The 16510-nt window shown below is 70.6% G+C and carries 14 protein-coding genes; 6 read left to right on the plus strand and 8 right to left on the minus strand.

Annotated features, from left to right (window positions below; translation table 11 throughout):
* Positions 1–389 precede the first annotated feature (389 nt).
* From OG798_RS48275 to OG798_RS48300, 6 genes are all read right to left on the minus strand, one after another.
* Positions 390–1379, minus strand: coding sequence for an alpha/beta fold hydrolase (locus OG798_RS48275; protein ID WP_328759325.1), 990 nt, complete (start codon positions 1377–1379; stop codon positions 390–392).
* Between the two features lie 187 nt (positions 1380–1566).
* Positions 1567–1923 carry a DUF6204 family protein gene (locus OG798_RS48280; protein WP_328759326.1) on the minus strand — a complete coding sequence of 119 codons (357 nt, stop codon included), beginning with the start codon at positions 1921–1923 and terminating at the stop codon, positions 1567–1569.
* Between the two features lie 158 nt (positions 1924–2081).
* The gene (locus tag OG798_RS48285; RefSeq protein WP_328759327.1) at positions 2082–2819 is read right to left on the minus strand and encodes a 2OG-Fe(II) oxygenase; all 738 of its coding nucleotides are present in this window, start codon (positions 2817–2819) and stop codon (positions 2082–2084) included.
* A 14-nt stretch (positions 2820–2833) separates the two neighbouring features.
* On the minus strand, positions 2834–3343 hold the full coding sequence (locus tag OG798_RS48290; RefSeq protein ID WP_328759328.1) for a methylated-DNA--[protein]-cysteine S-methyltransferase: 510 nt from the start codon (positions 3341–3343) through the stop codon (positions 2834–2836).
* 210 nt (positions 3344–3553) lie between these two features.
* On the minus strand, positions 3554–5503 hold the full coding sequence (locus tag OG798_RS48295; protein WP_328759329.1) for a phosphatase PAP2 family protein: 1950 nt from the start codon (positions 5501–5503) through the stop codon (positions 3554–3556).
* Between the two features lie 298 nt (positions 5504–5801).
* Positions 5802–6707: an N-acetylglucosamine kinase gene (locus OG798_RS48300; RefSeq protein WP_328759330.1), complete on the minus strand. Its 906-nt coding sequence runs from the start codon at positions 6705–6707 to the stop codon at positions 5802–5804.
* Positions 6708–7027: 320 nt separating this feature from the next.
* On the opposite strand from OG798_RS48300, the gene OG798_RS48305 reads away from it, so the two are divergent.
* From OG798_RS48305 to OG798_RS48330, 6 genes are all read left to right on the plus strand, one after another.
* A complete protein-coding gene (locus OG798_RS48305) occupies positions 7028–8161 on the plus strand; it encodes an ROK family transcriptional regulator (RefSeq protein ID WP_328759331.1) in 1134 nt (377 codons plus the stop codon).
* Between the two features lie 274 nt (positions 8162–8435).
* Complete coding sequence (locus tag OG798_RS48310) at positions 8436–9764, plus strand: extracellular solute-binding protein (RefSeq protein ID WP_328759332.1); 1329 nt, start codon at positions 8436–8438, stop codon at positions 9762–9764.
* A 117-nt stretch (positions 9765–9881) separates the two neighbouring features.
* Positions 9882–10793, plus strand: coding sequence for a carbohydrate ABC transporter permease (locus OG798_RS48315; protein ID WP_097223560.1), 912 nt, complete (start codon positions 9882–9884; stop codon positions 10791–10793).
* Positions 10790–11692 carry a carbohydrate ABC transporter permease gene (locus tag OG798_RS48320; RefSeq protein WP_328759333.1) on the plus strand — a complete coding sequence of 301 codons (903 nt, stop codon included), beginning with the start codon at positions 10790–10792 and terminating at the stop codon, positions 11690–11692. Before OG798_RS48315 ends, OG798_RS48320 begins: the two co-directional genes overlap by 4 nt.
* A gap of 2 nt (positions 11693–11694) precedes the next feature.
* Positions 11695–13413: a hypothetical protein gene (locus OG798_RS48325; RefSeq protein WP_328759334.1), complete on the plus strand. Its 1719-nt coding sequence runs from the start codon at positions 11695–11697 to the stop codon at positions 13411–13413.
* 51 nt (positions 13414–13464) lie between these two features.
* On the plus strand, positions 13465–15297 hold the full coding sequence (locus tag OG798_RS48330; RefSeq protein WP_328759335.1) for a hypothetical protein: 1833 nt from the start codon (positions 13465–13467) through the stop codon (positions 15295–15297).
* Here the strand turns inward: OG798_RS48330 and OG798_RS48335 are convergent.
* A complete protein-coding gene (locus tag OG798_RS48335) occupies positions 15227–15925 on the minus strand; it encodes a nucleoside/nucleotide kinase family protein (RefSeq protein ID WP_095850610.1) in 699 nt (232 codons plus the stop codon). The genes OG798_RS48330 and OG798_RS48335 overlap by 71 nt on opposite strands.
* Complete coding sequence (locus OG798_RS48340) at positions 15922–16236, minus strand: DUF6191 domain-containing protein (protein ID WP_168499379.1); 315 nt, start codon at positions 16234–16236, stop codon at positions 15922–15924. The genes OG798_RS48335 and OG798_RS48340 overlap by 4 nt, the downstream gene beginning before the upstream one ends.
* Between the last annotated feature and the right edge of the window lie 274 nt (positions 16237–16510).

The raw sequence follows: 16510 nt of genomic DNA on the forward strand, positions 1-16510 counted from the left end.
CGGCCAGATCCGATAGGGCGACCAGCAGGCCACGGCAGACCGTGAACCGCCCTACGTCCTTGAGGAAGGCCCGGCAGCCCGGCTGCGCGCCCTCGACCGGATCGCCGAGCCGGAACCGTGCACCGTCGCCCACACCCCAAGCAGCTCTTGACGGCAATGAGCTCGAACACCTCCGGCGGTTCCGCGAAGGCATCGGGGACCGGGCGAGGTGGTGTGCTCGCAGCCGGGGCCGGAGTGGGCCCCCGCCGGCTCCGTGGTGCAGCTACGGCTCGGCGACGGCACCGGGCTGACCATCCACATGAACACGGCCGTCCCGCCCGACCGGGTGTGGCCTTCGATCCACTCGCCCGAGGTGAGTCCCGATCGAGGGATTGCCTCGGGCGGGAACGTCACTTGTCGCTTGCGACCCGGGTGAGCCAGTCGATCAGGATGCGGTTGACGTCCTCGGGCCGTTCCTGCTGGATCCAGTGGCCGCAGTCGTCGAGGAGGTGGGAGGAGAGCAGCCCGGGCAGGGTGGTGGGGTAGGCCGCGATCGCGTCGGCCAGCCAGGTGGTGGACGCATCCCGACCGCCGCCGATGAACAGCGAGGGCTGGGTGATGGGCGCACCGTCGTGGTCGGCCAGGTCCTCCCAGTCCCGGTCCATGTTCCGGTAGCGGTTCAGGGCCCCCGTCATCCCGGTCCGCTCGAACTCTCCCGCGTAGAGATCGAGGTCGTGCTCATCGAGCCAGTGGGGGAGCCGCTCCGTGGGAAAGCGGTCGCGCTGCGCGCCCCCGGGGCTCACGAAGTGCGGGTCCGGCGCGCCGGGTGCGGGCATGGTGTCGGCGGACAGCGCCGCGTACAGGCCCGCGAGCCAGCCGCGGACGTCGGGCTCGATCTCGGCCTCGGCCCGGCCTGGCTCCTGGAAGTAGGAGACGTAGAACTCCTCGCCCCCGCCCATCTGCGCGAAGATCTCACTGGGGCGCGGGCCGCCGCGCGGGGCGTAGGGCACGCTGAGCAGTCCGACCGCGCCGAACACGTCGGGGCGGACGAGGGCGGAGACGGCGGCGATGTTCGCACCCCAGTCGTGCCCGACGACGATCGCGGACTCCTCACCCAGGGCTTTCACCACGGCGACGTTGTCCTCCACCAGCTCGAGGATCCGGTACGCGGTGGGCGCCTCGGGCCTGGAGGAGCGGCCGTAGCCGCGGACGTCGATGGCGACCGCCCGGTAGCCGGCGGCGGCGAGTGCCGGAAGCTGGTGGCGCCAGGAGTACCAGGACTCCGGAAAACCGTGGACGAGCAGAACCAGCGGGCCGGTCCCCTGCTCCACCAGGTGGATCCGCCCGGCGGGCGAGGGGACAAGACGGTGGACGCGGTCTGTTGCGGACGGCTGCGGCACGGATCCTCCCAGGGGGCTCGACGCGTGGCCGCTGCGGTGAAGGGGCCGGAGCGGCCCGTTCGGCATGCGGCCTCCGGTACTACCGACGATCATGCGTCGGTCGGTGTGTCGCGAGCCAAGCCTGTTGCCGATTCGGCAAAACCGGCCCCGTGGCCACGGGGCGCGTCGAAGATAGGCCGAAAGCGTCCTAGGAGCCGTGCGCGGCGGCGCGGCGCTGCCGTTTGCCGAGGGGGGCCTGGGACAGGTCCTCGGCCTTCGACCTGAGGTTCTTGTATCCGTAGCCGCGCTCGGTCAGCCACGCCCCCGCGGCGGCCTCGGCGCGCTCGGTCGCCTCAAGGATGTCCTCCTCCGCCTCTCCCGAGTCCAGGAACCGGAACGTGAAGGCGGGCCGGGCCGCGAGGTCGTAGCTGAGGTGCCCCTCGGGGGTGAAGGCGGCGCGCAGCACGTCGTGCTCGGACGCGCGAGCAAGGAGCTCGGCGCGTTGCTCCGCGCCGAGCCCGTCGAAGACGCCGCGGACGGTGACGCGGAAGGTACGTGTGCTCATCCGGCGACCCTAACCAGCGGGTTCGGTGGGACACCACCGCGTTTTTTGCGAGACGGCCATCGGCTGAACATCGCGCTGCGGGGAAGGGGCTCGCCCGAAGGCGTGCCCCTCGCCGGGCGCCGGTCTGGTCACCCGCCACCGCCGCTTCGGCGCGGAGGTCACGCGGCGTCGTGGAAGACCAGGCCCAGTGTGTGACGCCGCCCGGAACGGACTGTGCTCACACCGTGCCGCATCGGTCCGGTCGACCAGCCGCGCCGGGAGGCGACGGGCCGCTCGCGGGTGGTGAAGATCAGCCCGTGCCCCTGCGGGAGAGTCGTGGACGACCCCCGCGACTGCGCCCGGGGCCGCTGCTCGGTCATGATGAACTCGCCGCCGGTGAAGTCGACTCCGGGTGCGTCGAGGCCGATGACGACCTGGAGCGGAAACACCATCGCGCCGAACACATCGCGGTGCAGCGCGTTCCAGTCGCCGGGCCCGTAACGCAGCAGGATCTGAGCGGACTTGGCCTGCCCGGCCGCGTGGCACATCGCCAGCCACTCCTCCAGGTCCTCGGGCCAGGGGGCGGGCTGCCGGAGTTTGTCGGCCCAGTCCCGGGCGACGGGCAGCAGCCGCGGATAGAACGACTCCCTCAACTCCCGTATCAAGTCGGGCAGTTCATGGGTGAAGTAGCGGTACTGGCCGGAACCGAAGCGATGGCGGGCCATGTCGACGGTGGTACGGAAGCGGTCGGGCTCGTCGTACAGCGCCCTGACTCCGTGGCATTCGTCGGGGGTCAGCAGTCGAGTGGTCAGTGCGTGTCCGTGCTCGTTCAGCTCGTCGGTCAGTGCGGTCCAGTCGTTCGCCGCGACGCGGTCGGCGATCGGACCCGCCAGGTGGGTGGTGTCGAGCGTGTTCATGATCGTGGCGATCCTCAGGTGGCCGGGCGTGCGTGCTCCAGGTCAAGGAGCTGCTGCTTGCGCTCCAGACCGGCGGCGTACCCCGTGAGGGAGCCACTGGCGCCGATCACGCGATGGCAGGGGCGTACGAGCAGCAGCGGGTTCGCGCCGATCGCCGTGCCCACGGCGCGCACGGCGGCCCTCGACGCGCCGATCCGCGCGGCGATCTCTCCGTAGCTGACGGTCGTGCCGTACGGGACGGTCTCCACCGCCTTCCACACCCGCTGCTGGAAGTCGCTGCCCGCGCCGCTCACGTATTCGATGTCGAAGTCGGTCAGCACCCCGTCGAAGTACGAGCGCAGCTGCGAGACGATCTCGGCGAACGCCTTTTCGTCCCTGGTCCAGCCGTCCTGGACGACGGCGCCGGACTTCTGGCTGGGCATGGACAGCGAGACCAGCGCCGTGCCGCCCTTCGCGGTGACCGACTCCTCGCCCACCAGCAGCAGCTCGCCCAGAGGGCTGTCGAACGTTGTGTACACCGGCATCGGTCCTGTCCTTTCGAAGTGTGTCTCCGCTGTCCACTCTGCGCCATGGCCGCCACCTTGGCTGGCGGAAATCGGACGCGGCGCACGGGGCCGAAAGCGCACGGAAATGAAGGCGCACGGAAATGAAGGCGCACGGAAACGAAGAGGACCCGTGGACCGCTCACGCACGGTCCACGGGTCCTGTCGCTCAGCTCGTCGCCAAGGCGGGGATCAGTGCCGTACGAGTCGTACGGACAGCCCGTCCACCGAGTACACGGGCACGGCCCGGTATCCGTCCGCCTCGACGGTGATACGGGCGAACTGGCCTCGCAGCGACGACGTCCGGAGCACCGGGACGGTGGTGCCGGGGACCGGCGGCCGGTCGGCGTCCAGCCGCAGCGTGAGCGCGCTGTCCCGGCTCAGTACCACCCGTCGCTCCACCGTCAGCGCGGGCACGCGGCCCGCACGGAGCGTTGCCTCCAGGCTCGCGCCGGACGCCTGCGTGTAGCTGCCGTGCACGCGTACGGACGACGCCGCACTCACCCGCAGGGTCCCGCCGTCCACCCGCACGTCGCCGCACCCCAGCGCATCCGACGAACCGGCTGTCAGCACGCCCTCCGCCAGCACGGTGCCGCCCGTGTGGGCGTTGTGGCCCGTCAGGGTCAGTGCACCGGTGCCGCGTTTGACCAGCCGGCCGCACCCGGAGATGTCGTTGCGCCAGGTGTCGGTCGCGCTGAAGCCCCCGTCGGCGGCGTTCATGGTGACGTGCACGTCGGACTCGAAGGCCCCGTACCCGTCCGCGGCGGCGAACAGGTTGAGCCGGCCCCACTGCTCGAAGCCGTCGAGCAGCACGTACCCGGAAGGCAGGGCGGTCGTGCGGAGCACCTCGCGGCGCTGGGCGGCGTCGAGGTAGGGCAGCCGCGTCTCCAGCAGGACCTCGGCGCCCTTGGGTACGGTCATGCCCTCGGAGCGGCCGTGCCGGGTGAGGACGTACGTCAGCCGGGGCGTGAGCGCGCGGGCGTTGGCGGCCCGGTCGGCGTACGGGTCGGTGGCGACGTCCGCGGAGTGCGCGTAGGCGTACAGGGTGTCCGCCGTCGAACCGGTCTGCTGCTGGAAGTACGCGGAAGCCTGGGCGCGCGCGGCGGCCTTGAGGGTGGCGTTGGCGGGGTCGGCCAGCGTGGCGGCGGCCAGGGCCGTGGCCATGATCCGGCCGCCGATGACGTCGACGGTGGAGTGCATGCCCGCCATGATCCGGGTGTGGCTGAGCTCGTAGGCGCGCGCCACCAGCTCCTGGAAGCGCTCGGGCACCGCGTACGCGTACGCCAGTCCCGCCAGGTGGAAGGCGTTGGTGTGGCCGCTGGGGAAGCCGCCGTCGTCCACCGCGGTCGTGCCGCGCTGCCACAGCAGCTGCGGAGCGACGATCACGTCGGAGTCGTAGACCGGGAAGCCGAGCGCGTCGACCTTCCCGGTGTCGACGACCTCGCTGTTCTCGTTCATACGCCACGGGCGCGGGTACTGGAAGGCGTACTTGCCGGGGTTGCCGGAGGCGTACGGGCCGCGCACCGTGTCCACCAGCTCGGCGACCTTGCCGAGCGCCGAGTCGTGCGAACCGGCGCCCTGCGCGGAGCCCGCCGGAGCGTCGGCCGGCACGGCGTCGTTGATCTTGCCGGAAGGAGTGCCGTCAGGAGCGCTGGTGATGGAGGTGACCGCCTTGGCGCCGGTCTTGTACAGGTCGGCCAGCGGACCCAGGCCGGCGATCATTGCGTAACTCTGGTGCTGCCGGTCGTAGATGAACGCCTCTTTCGCCTGTGCCTCGGTGCGGGCGTGCGTGATGCGGGCGCAGTAGCGCATGTTGGCGCGCAGCACCTCGGGCATGAGCGGCGTGCCCGTGTTCCAGGCACCGCCGGTCTTCCACACCTTGCTCATGCCGCCGAGGATGCGGACCACCGCGTTGGTCTCGGGCGTCAGGTTGGCGAGGACGTTGGTGGTGTAGTCGTCCACGAAGGCGGCGGGGTTTGTCGCGGCCTTCGCGTCCGCGGCGGAGAGCCAGGTGACGACGGTCGGAGCGGCCAGCAGTCCCGCCGAGGCGCCGAGCGAGTTGCGCAGGAACACCCGTCGGTTCAGGGCGCGTTCACGGGCGGGGACCGAGGGGACGGACTGCTGCCCGGCTGGTGATGGCATGGATGTGCCTCTCCTGAGTGGAATGGGTCCTCCGACAGCCGGGTGAAGTCGTGAAGCGACTGTGCCCCTGTGGTGAGGACGAGTCATACGAGCGAAGATCTACGGCTGATTCATGTCACGGTTGCGAAGCGCGGGGGGCGGTGAAGTGTCGTACGGACGAATGCGCCTACCCTGTGCGCCCGCTGTACGAACGAACGCGCCTCCGGCGCAAGCTACTTGTCCGGCCTCCACACCGCGGCGACGCGCGCTGCCCCGCGGGGCGCCGGTTGTCTCGCGAGCGTCACGCCATCCCGTCCCCTCATATGAGGGCATGCGCCAGCGCCACGGCCCCCTCGACCGGCGCCGCCCGCAGCGGCCTGGGCCGTGCCCCGGGTAGGTACTCGGTGAGTGACGTCGTGAAGGAGGTGTACAGGGCGGGTTGGGAGAGCACGGTGCTGCCGGCGACCACCACGTCGTCGACGGCGACCCCGCGCTCGGCGAGCCGCACGACGAGCGCGGCGAGGGACCGGCCCCCGTCCGCGATCACCGACCGCGCGATCCGGGAGCCCCGCTCCGCGGCCGCGAACACGACGGGCGCGTGCCGGCCCCACTCGGCCGACACGTCCGTGGCGCTCTCCAGCGCGGCGCCCAGGGCGGGCACCTCGCTCACCCCGAACGCGGCGATGAGCCCCTGGGCGAGTTCGTCCGGGGCTTCACCACGGTCGTGCGCCGCCCACACGGCGCGCGCCGCTTCCCGTACGAGACCGGCGGAGCCGCCCTCGTCACCGAGCGCCGCGCCCCAGCCGCCGACCTGAACGGCGCTCCCGTCGGCCAGTCGCCCCACCGCCACCGAACCGGTGCCGGCCACGAGACCGACCCCCTTGTCCAGCCCCGCGGCGGGAACGAGGAGTTCGGCGTCGCCCACCACCAGGATGGGCATGTCGAGGACCTCGCGCAGCGCGGCGGCGATGCCCGCGCACTGGCGGGGGGTCTCACAGGCATGCCCGCCGACGGCCAGTGCGGCCGGGCGGGTGTCGACGGGCAGGGCCTCGTGGATCAGTGCCGTCAGCCAGCGGGCGGCGGCGGCCGGTTCGTGCGGCCGCCAGCCGCTGCTCGGCCGGACGTGATCGGCGACCGGGTCCGCGCCGACGAGGGCGCGGAGATGGGTCTTGGTGCCACCCACGTCGATGCCGACCACGAGCGGGGATGAAGGAGTGTCCTGCACGGATCCTCTTTCGTCGTCTGGGCGAAGAGCGCCGAAGAACATGGCACTGTGCTGAGACGGCGGGCGAACCGTGTCTGGTCGAACAGGAATTGAGCGAGTCGGGAAGCCCCGGGACGGGCCTCTTACGGAGCACGGCAGGCGAGTACCGCACTTCGTTAGGAAATTAACTAACGAAGTACAGTGCGTCAAGAGTTGTCGCGCAGTCGATCAACGGGACGCCGCCGGGGGGCGGGACCGCGCGGCACGAGGGCATCGCATCGCCGCATTCCGTCACCCGGGGAGCGCGGCCCCTGACCCATGGGGGAACTGTGGAACACGTCGTGACTGAAGCCCCCCGCCTCACCGAGAGCGCCAGCGCGGTGTTCGCCGTCCTGGCCCAGGCCGGCAGCGCCACCCGGCCGCAGCTGGCGAGCCTCGCGGGGCTGTCCAAGCCGACGGTCTCCGCCGCCGTCGCGGAACTGGAGAGCGCCCGGCTGGCCACCCACTCCGGCACCGCGTCCAGCGGCACCGGCCGCTCCGCGGCCGTATACGGCCTGGGGCCCGCCTCCGGCTCGGTCCTCGCCGTCGACTTGGGCCCGGCCCGCACCCGGGTGCGCGGCTGCGCCCTGGACGGCACCCTGCTCACCGAGACGGCCACCCCGCGGGCCCGGGCCGCCGAGGCCGTCCGCGAGGCGCTGGCCGCGCTGCCCGCCGGCGCCCCGCTGCGGGCCATCGTGGTCGCCGTCGGTGACGTCACCGAGCCCGACCGTGCGGGCACCGGCATGCGCCCGGCGACCGCCAAGGCCGGGCCCGTCTTCGACGCCGTGTCCGTCGCGCTGCCGCAGGGCGTGCCCGTCCACCTGGAGAACAACGTCAACTGCGCGGCCCTCGCCGAACTGCAGGAGGGCGCCGCGCGGGGCCGTCGTACCTTCGGCTATCTGCGGATCGGCGTCGGTATCGGTCTCGGCATCGTCATCGGCGGCCAAGTGCTGCGCGGCGCCAACGGCGCGGCCGGTGAGCTGGCCCGGCTGCCGTATCCCTGGGACGACGACCGGGAGCCGCGTCAGGAGGCTCTGGAGGCTTATGTCGGCTCGCACGCCCTGCTGCGCCGGGCCGCCCGGGCCTGGCGGGCCGGTGACGGCCCGCGCCCCCGTACCGCCGAGCGGCTCTTCGCGCTGGCCGCCGCGGGCCGGGAACCCGCCCGTGGGCTCGTCGCCCGGCACGCCGCCGACGTGGGCCGGCTGGCCGCCGCCGTGACCGCCGTACTGGACCCTGGGCTGATCGTGCTGGGCGGCAGCACGGGCTCCGATCCGCAGCTCCTGCCGGGGGTGCGCGCCGAACTGGGCCGGCTCAGCTGGCCCACCGAGGTGGTCAGCAGCCAGATCGGAGATCTCGGTACCGTCGTGGGTGCCGCCCGGCTCGCCGTGACCAAGGGAGTCCAAAACGTGACCGAAGGCGCGCAGGCGAAGGATTGACGGCTTCCTTATCGGTCTGCCAATGTCCGGACAAGCGCTTTCTAAGTCGGCCGGGACGTCGGCTTGGGGTGAGCGTCCCGGCCGTACCCAGACGTACGGCAGCCCGGCGAGGGCGTGCTCGCGGGCGGCGGCCGTCGAGGCTGGGGACCCCACCCGTCAAGGCGACACGGCCGGGCGAGGCCGTGCCCCCGGAAAGCGAAATCTCCCTCGAAATGCACCCGTGCCGCCTCGGCTGGCGCCGTGCTTCTTCCGCTACGACGAAAAGGGATTGAAGATGACCAGTGTGGGTGTGCGGCGCTCTCGCCGACTCGGCCGCGGCGGCATGCGCCGCCTGGCTCCTCTCGCTGCCGTGGCCACGGCAGGAGCCCTGCTGCTCTCCGCCTGCGGGTCGGGATCCGGCTCGGGCGGGACCTCCAAGTCGCTGACGTTCTGGATCTCCACGGTTCCGGGGCAGGACGCGGGCTGGAAGAAGATGGTGGCGCAGTACAAGAAGGAAACCGGCGTCGACGTCAAGCTCGTCAACATCCCCTACGACGGCTACACGACGAAGCTGCACAACGCCGCGCAGGCGAACTCCCTGCCCGACGTGGCGGCCGTGCCGGCGCTGGACCCGATCTGGTCGAACAAGCTGATCGACCTCAGCTCCATCGCCAACAACAAGACCAACAAGATCAACGCCAACTTCCTCGCCAAGGACTCGTCAGGGAAGGTGCTGTCCATCCCCTCGGACGTCACCGCGTCCGGCCTGTACATCAACAAGTCGCTCTTCGAGAAGGCCGGCGTCTCCTTCCCGACCTCGCCCGACAAGACCTGGACCTGGACCGACTTCATCAAGGCGGCGGACGAGGTCCGGGAGAAGACCAAGGCCAAGTACTCCCTGACGTTCGACCAGTCGCCGTCCAGACTCCGCGCCATGGTGTACGAGATGGGCGGGCAGTACGTCCACGCGGACTCCTCCGGCAAGTTCTCGGTGGACGCGGCGACCAAGAAGGCCGTGAACTACTTCGTCGGACTGAACGACGACAAGACCATGCCGAAGTCGGTGTGGACCAGCGGCGCCGACCCGTCGGCCATGTTCCAGAGCGGTGACGTGGTCGCCTACTGGTCCGGCGTGTGGCAGGTTCCCGCCTTCGCGGAGAGCATCAAGAAGTTCGAGTGGGCGAGCGTCCCGACTCCCGCCCAGCCGGTGCAGGCCAGCGACGTGAACAGCGGCGGCATGACGGTGGGCTTCAACAACAACGCCGACGCGGCCACCGCCGCGACGAAGTTCCTGTCCTGGCTGTACGAGCCGGCCCACTACCAGGCGCTGTGTGAGGCGTCCGGGTTCCTGCCGGTCGAGAGCGGTCTGAACCCGACGTACCCCTTCAAGTCCGAAGCGGCGCAGGCGGCGTTCAAGCTGTACAACGAGGAGATCCCGCTCTACGCCCCGATCTCGGGCTACTTCAACGGCGCGCAGACGAACTGGGTGCTGAAGGGCAAGAGTCTCACCGAGGACCCGACCAAGACGGAGCTCGGCAAGGCGATCAACGGTCAGCAGTCGGCCGACAAGGCCCTGGAGAACATCGTGGCCGGCTACAACCAGCAGGTCGGCGGCGGATCGTAGGCCGGCGGGCCGGGCGGCGGGGTCGAGACACTGCCGCCCGGCCCTGGGCGCCCACGTGATGCCGGGCTCATGGTCCGAGCCCACAGCAATCCATTCCACCAGCACGGAGTCAGGAAGATGACAAAACACGCCTCGGACGTGTCCGTGAGCCCGCCCAGGAGGCGCAGTAAGTACACCCTTGCGCCGCTCGTCCTCATCGCGGCCAATGTCGTGCTCTTCGCGCTGTTCTTCGTCTGGCCGGCGGTGATCGGGCTCGTCTACTCCTTCACGAACTACACGGGTGTAGGGGCGTTCCAGTTCATCGGACTGGACAATTACCACAACCTGTTCGGGGACTCCACCTTCTACGACGCGCTGAGCCGGACGCTGCTGTACGCCGTGCTCTTCGTACCGCTGAACTTCGCGCTCTCGCTGCTCGCCGCCAACCTGGTGGTGAGCAAGCACGCCAAGGGCGCGTCGGTCGCCCGCGTCATCTTCTTCATCCCATGGCTTCTGTCGCCCATCGTCGTGGGTGTCCTGTGGCGGTGGCTGTTCGGTGAGAACTTCGGACTGGTCAACTACGTCATCGAGAAGCTCGGCGGAAGTGCCGTTCCGTGGCAGTCCAACGCGGACCTGTCGTTGATAGTGGTGGTGATGGCGGCGTCCTGGGCCTGGACGGGTTTCTCGATGCTGCTGTTCATCGCGGCGATCAAGAACGTACCGGTGTCCTACTACGAGGCGGCCTCGCTCGACGGCGCCGGCCCATGGCGCCAGTTCATCAGCATCACGCTGCCGAGCATCGCGCCCACCTCGTTCATCGTCATCCTGCTCAACACGATCAACGCGATGAAGGAATACCCGGTGTTCGTCGCCCTCAACAACGGCGGACCCGGCACGTCGAACAACCTGCTCGTCCAGTACATCTATGAGACCGGCTTCAAACGGGGCCAGATCGGCTACGCGAGCGCCGCGTCCTTCGTGCTCATGCTCATCCTGATGGCCGTCGCGATCATCCAGCTGATCGTCAACCGGCGGGTGGAGAACCGATGACAACCACAGACATGCCACGCCCGGCCGACGCCGGTCCCGAACGGGCCGTCTCCAAGAAGCGGCCCCGCAAGGCGGGCAGTGGTGGGCTCCGGCGGGCGGTGCCCGCGACGACACTGCTGTGGATCCTGGCGTGCCTGTACGGGTTGCCGGTGCTGTGGTTCATCCTCAGCTCCCTCAAGCCGGCCAGCGACCTGTTCTCCTATCCGCTGACGCCGGTTCCGCACAACCCCACCCTGTCGGGTTACCTGACGGCGTGGCGCAGTGCCAACTTCTCCCAGTACTTCGTCAACACGGCCATCGTGTGCGTGATCACGACGATCCTCACGGTGGGAGTCAGCTGCTGCACCGGGTACGCGCTGGCCAAGTACGACAACAAATGGCTCAAGGTCTTCTTCATCTGCATCCTGGCCACCACGATGCTGCCGTCCGAGGTCATGCTCGCCCCGGAGTTCCTGGTGGTCCGCAACCTCGGCCTCTACAACTCGTTCGCCGGCATCATCCTCCCGGCCGTGCTCACCGCGACCGGATGCTTCATGTTCCGCCAGTTCTTCCTGACGGTTCCCGACGAACTCGTGGAAGCCGCACGCATCGACGGCGCCCGCGAACTGTCGATCTTCCTGCGGATCATGGTGCCGCTCTCCCGGCCCATCATGCTCACCCTCGCCATCCTGTCCTTCCAGTGGCGGTGGAACGACTACATCTGGCCGCTTCTGATGCTGAACGACCCCAACAAGTTCACCGTGCAGATCGGCATCCAGAGCATCGTCGGCGCGCAGAACATCAACTGGTCGGTCCTGCTCGGCGCATCGGTCATCTCCATGATCCCGCTGATCGTCATCTTCCTGGTCTTCCAGCGCTACGTCATGGGAGCCGACATCAATGCCGGCCTGAAGGACTGACCGTGCCCACCCCGCTCGACCACGAGTTCGTCCGGGCGGTGGCCGGCGCAGCCGACCGGCTGGCCGCCCCGCTGGCGGCCGGCCCCGACGCGGAACCTGCCGGTGTGACCCACCGCGCTCTGGCACGCCGGGTGAAGACCATGGTCGCGGCGTACCGTTCCACGGACTCGGCACTGCACGGCAGCAGGCAGGTCGTCGCCGCCATGATGGCCCACCTCGGCGCCCTCCGGGCCGCGCAGACCACCACCGGCCTCTTCGCCGGCGGCGACAACGTGCAGTCACCGCCGGACTCCGCGTTCACCGTCAACGACGTGTGCGACGCGCACGTCCTCGCCGCGGGCGCGGGGCCGGAACTGCGCGACGTCACGGCCGCGCTCGCCGAGATCGCCGGGGCCGCCTCCGGCAGTCTCCTGGCCGGTGGGGTGCACACCCCGAATCACCGCTGGGAGCTGTGCGCGGCGCTGGCCCGGCTGCACCGGTCGTTCCCGGACAGCCGGCTGCTCGACCGCATCGACGCGTGGCTCGCCGAGGGCGTCGACATCGATGCGGAGGGCCTGTACTCGGAGCGGAGCGCCAACTACGCGGCCCACGTGTCCAACCCGTCGCTGCTGCTCCTGGCCGACGTCCTCGGCCGCACCGACCTGTGGGACGCCGTCGAACGCAACCTCACCGCGACCCTGGACCTCATCAGACCGGACGGCACGGTGGAGACCGTCCACTCGCGGCGGCAGGACCAGAACCACCCGTTCCCGCTGGCGCCCTACCTGCCGCACTACCGGCTGCTCGCGATCCGCACCGGCCGGGGCGACTTCAGCCGGGCGGCGCGGCTGGCGGCCGCCGGCGGCATCGACGCCCCCGACCTGCTCGCCGAGACCCTCCTCACCCCCGACCTGTGCCGTGTGCTGCCGAAACCGGCGCCGGAACCCCTTCCCCGCGACCGGTACCTCGCCACGGCGCGCCTTGCCGCACGTGCCTCCGCCACCGCGCACAGCGTCCTGTACGGCGGCTCGGACGTGCCCGAGCACCGGCGCATCCGCTCGGGCCTCGCCTGCAATCCCACCTTCCTGCGCCTGTTCGCCGGTGACGCCGTCCTCGACGCGGTCCGCCTCTCACGGGGCTTCTTCGACCTGGGCCCGTTCCACGCCGCGGACATGCAACAGCTCGCCGACAACCGGTACCGGCTCACCGAAACCCTCACGGCCGCCTACTACCAGCCGCTCCCGCCGGACCGGCGACGCGACGACGGCGCCTACCGGATGGCGGACGAGGGACGCTTCTCCGCCGCGATGGCCTTCCCGGACCGGCCCCGGGACGAGGTCTCCCACACGACCCGCGTCGAAGCGGAGCTGCGGGAGGACGGTGCCGACCTGCGGATCGACATCAGCGGACCAAGGGTGCCCTGGGCCCTCGAACTGACCTTCCGGCCGGGCGGCGTGCCCGAGGGCGCCGTACCGATCGGCGACGGACGCTGGTGCCTGACGACCGGGCCGATGACCTACCGGGTCGGCGACGACGAGATCCGGGTCGAGGCCGGCGTCGAGGCAGGCGAACCGCTCGCCGGGCCGGACCGGAGCGACGTACTACGGTACGACCCGGGGCAGGACCAGACCGTGGTCGGCGCCACCGACGCGGCGACCGGGAACCGCGTCTACATCGGTGGGTACGGCCCTCACACGCTGACCGTCGCGCTGCGCGCCCGCCGTCCCTCGCCTGTCGTCTGACCCCGACGAACCGCGCCATGGCCACCTCCGGCATGAAGGGCTGATCGACCCATGCACCTGCCGCGCCAGCTCGGCCCGCTGCACGACCTGCCGGACACGCCCGAGGCGTACGACGCGGTCCTCGCCGACGTTGTGGAGCAGGCCCTGGCCCGCCTCACGCCCGAGGGCAATCTCGAACACCCCGACTGTGTGGACGACGTCGGTGACACCTCCCTCGGCGTCACCTCCCTGCTGGCGCTCGCCTGGCGGCGCACGCAGGACCCGCGCCTGCCGGAGGCTGTCAGCCGCGGTCTGCGCTTCCATCTGCGGGAGCGGGTCTTCACCGAGGACAACCCCGGCTACCCGAACCTGAGGAGGCGCGGCTCCGGACTGCCGTACGCCCGTTACGTACTGGAGGACGGCGCCCACCCCATCGGTGACTGGCCGAGCACGGTGTGGGCGTTGCTCCAAGCGGTCAACATCCTGGGCACGGCCGACCCGATCGTCCCCGACGAGGACCGCCGTGAACTGGTCGAGTTGGCGCACGGCTACTGGCTCTGGCTGACCGACGCGACCTTCTTCAACCCGCAGGAGGCCGGCAACCAGGCCATCGGCTGTGTCGTCGGTGGGCTGATGCTCGCAGGCCATCTCCCCACGGAGGAAGGGGAGTCGGTCCGTGCGCGGGCGATGCGTCTGTACGCCGACGAGATCCGCGCCCGCCGCGTCCGCGACCGGGGTGCCCTGCTGCCCCCGGAGCACGGGGGCGCGTACGACAACAACTACGGGCCGATCTCCCTCTCCTTCCTCGCCCAGGCCCACAAGGTCAGCGGGGAGCCGGTCTTCGCCGAGGACGGGGACGCGCTCGCCCGGTATCTCGACGCTCGTCTGACGGTGGGCGGCTTCGACATCGGCGGGCCGCGCTACAGCGAACAGCACTCCGGCTTCGAGGCCGTGCTCGGCCTGCGTCACTTCGGCCGTCGGATCGGCGCCGACCTCGGCCGTTACCGGGGCGACACCCGCTGGGGCCGGCACGCGGTCGGGCCGGACGGCGCGCTCGACGGCCACTTCGCGTTCATGCTGGTCTGGCAGATCCAGGACGCCACGCAGTGGCACCGGACGCCGTCGAGGAACCCCGTACGGCATCAACTGCGCGCGGGCACGGTCTCGGTGGCCTTCGACCAGCGGATGACCCCTTCGCTGGTCGAGGCGGCGGGCACGTACTACCTGCCCGCCGCGGTCAACCGACAGCACGGATTCGGCCCGGTCGTCGACGGCTTCCTGCTCAGCCGCCCCATGGGCGAGGTACGGGTGCGCGACCTCGAGATCGACGGCCTGAGCGCCAAGCTCGTCACCAAACCGGTCGTCGGCCGTGACCACGTGCTGCGCCACGTCCGGTCGCTGTACGTCACCGACGGCGTGAGCCTGTGGACCACGGTCGCCGTCGAACGCCTCGACGGGACGCCGTACTTGCTCGCCGGACTGCCGTACGCCACCGACGACGGGGACCGGGTGCGCAGGACCGCCGAGGCCGCCGTGACCTCCGCCGGCCCGCTCACGCTGACACATCCACGCACGGAGGGCGTCGACCACTTCGACGCCCGCTCCGAGACGACCCAGGAGTTGGCGGCGTTCGCCCTGGCCGCCGACCCGCGCGGCTACGGCAACCCGGACGAGGGCTGGTGCCATCTCGTCGCCTCCACGGCACTCGAAGCCGCACCGGCTCCCGGCGCCCCGCAGGACCTGCACGTCTTCGTCGTGCGCTACGGCTCCCCGGGCCCCCTCGCCCCCACCTTCGCGGACACACCGGCGGGCCTGACGATCCGCACCGAGGCGTTCACCGCACTGATCGGGAATCCCGCGGGTGATGACCGAGGGGAACCCGCGCTGGAACTGCTGCGGCGGTGACCTCCGCGCCGACGACCAGGTCGGCACGGTCCCGTGTCGCGTCGACCAGGTCGGCGTTGCGCTGGTCCGTGCCGAGCACCCAGGCCACCGCCGTGTCGTGGTCCTTGCCGAACTCCTCGTGGCGCTCGACGAGACGACGTACGCGCTCTTCCTCGTCGAGCTCGCAGAACCACACCTCGTCCAGCCGTGACCGTACGCGCGCCCACGCCCCGTCCCCCAGCAGGAGGTAGTTGCCCTCGGTGATGATCAGGCGGGCGCTGCGCAGGACCGGGACGGCGCCCGCGATCGGCTGCTCCAAGGTCCGCTCGAAGCCCGGCGCGTAGACGATGTCGTCCTCTTCCTCGTCACGCAGCCTGCCCAACAGCGCCGCATACCCCGCCGCGTCGAAGGTGTCAGGAGCGCCCTTGCGGTCCCGGCGGCCCAGCCTGTCCAGCTCGACGTCCGCGAGATGGAACCCGTCCATCGGCACATGCGCGACCCGGCCGGGCGCGTCGCCGTTCAGCTCCCGGACCAGGCGCTCGGCCAGCGTGGTCTTGCCCGCGCCAGGGCTTCCCGTGATCCCGAGAATCGCACGCCGACCGGGGCGCACCAGCGCCGCGGCCCGCTCCACGAGGTCGTCGAAGGTCATGAGCGCGGCCTGCGCACGACCGCCGTCCCGCCCTCCAGGTCGATCGTCGTACGGTGCGGGGGTGCCCCGTCCTCCTCGTCGTCCCGCAGCACCAGGGCCGACTGCCGCTCCTTGAGCTCGTTCTGCTTGCCCGGCGAGAGACTCGCGTGCAACTGCTCGAAGCCGGTCGCGGATATCTGGCCCTGGCGCACGCCGTTCCGCCACGGCAGAAGGCCAGCCCGTCCGGCGCGCAGCAACAGCTGGTCCGCGAAGGCCGCTAGAGTCAGCAGGATGACCAGTCCCGGCAGGGTCATGAAGACGGCGAATCCCATGCCACCAGTATCAGGCTGCGAGAGTCGGATTCGGCCAGGCTCCGGCGACCTCGGGTCTGGGACCGGTCATTCCGCCTATGCTCATCAAGCTGTTGAATATTGGTCAATAACGGGCGTCGCAGCCGCCGTCCACGGGGAGAACGTCATGCCGCAGCAACGCCCTACGCTCGCTCCCCACAGCTACCGCACTCTTTGTGCAGTGCTCCAGGGTTCAGCCTGGGGGTGAAGCGCATCCTGTGGCTGCGACGCGGAGCGTCGCGGTGCCGGGCGGGGC

The organism is Streptomyces sp. NBC_00271 (assembly GCF_036178845.1).
Classification (GTDB): domain Bacteria; phylum Actinomycetota; class Actinomycetes; order Streptomycetales; family Streptomycetaceae; genus Streptomyces.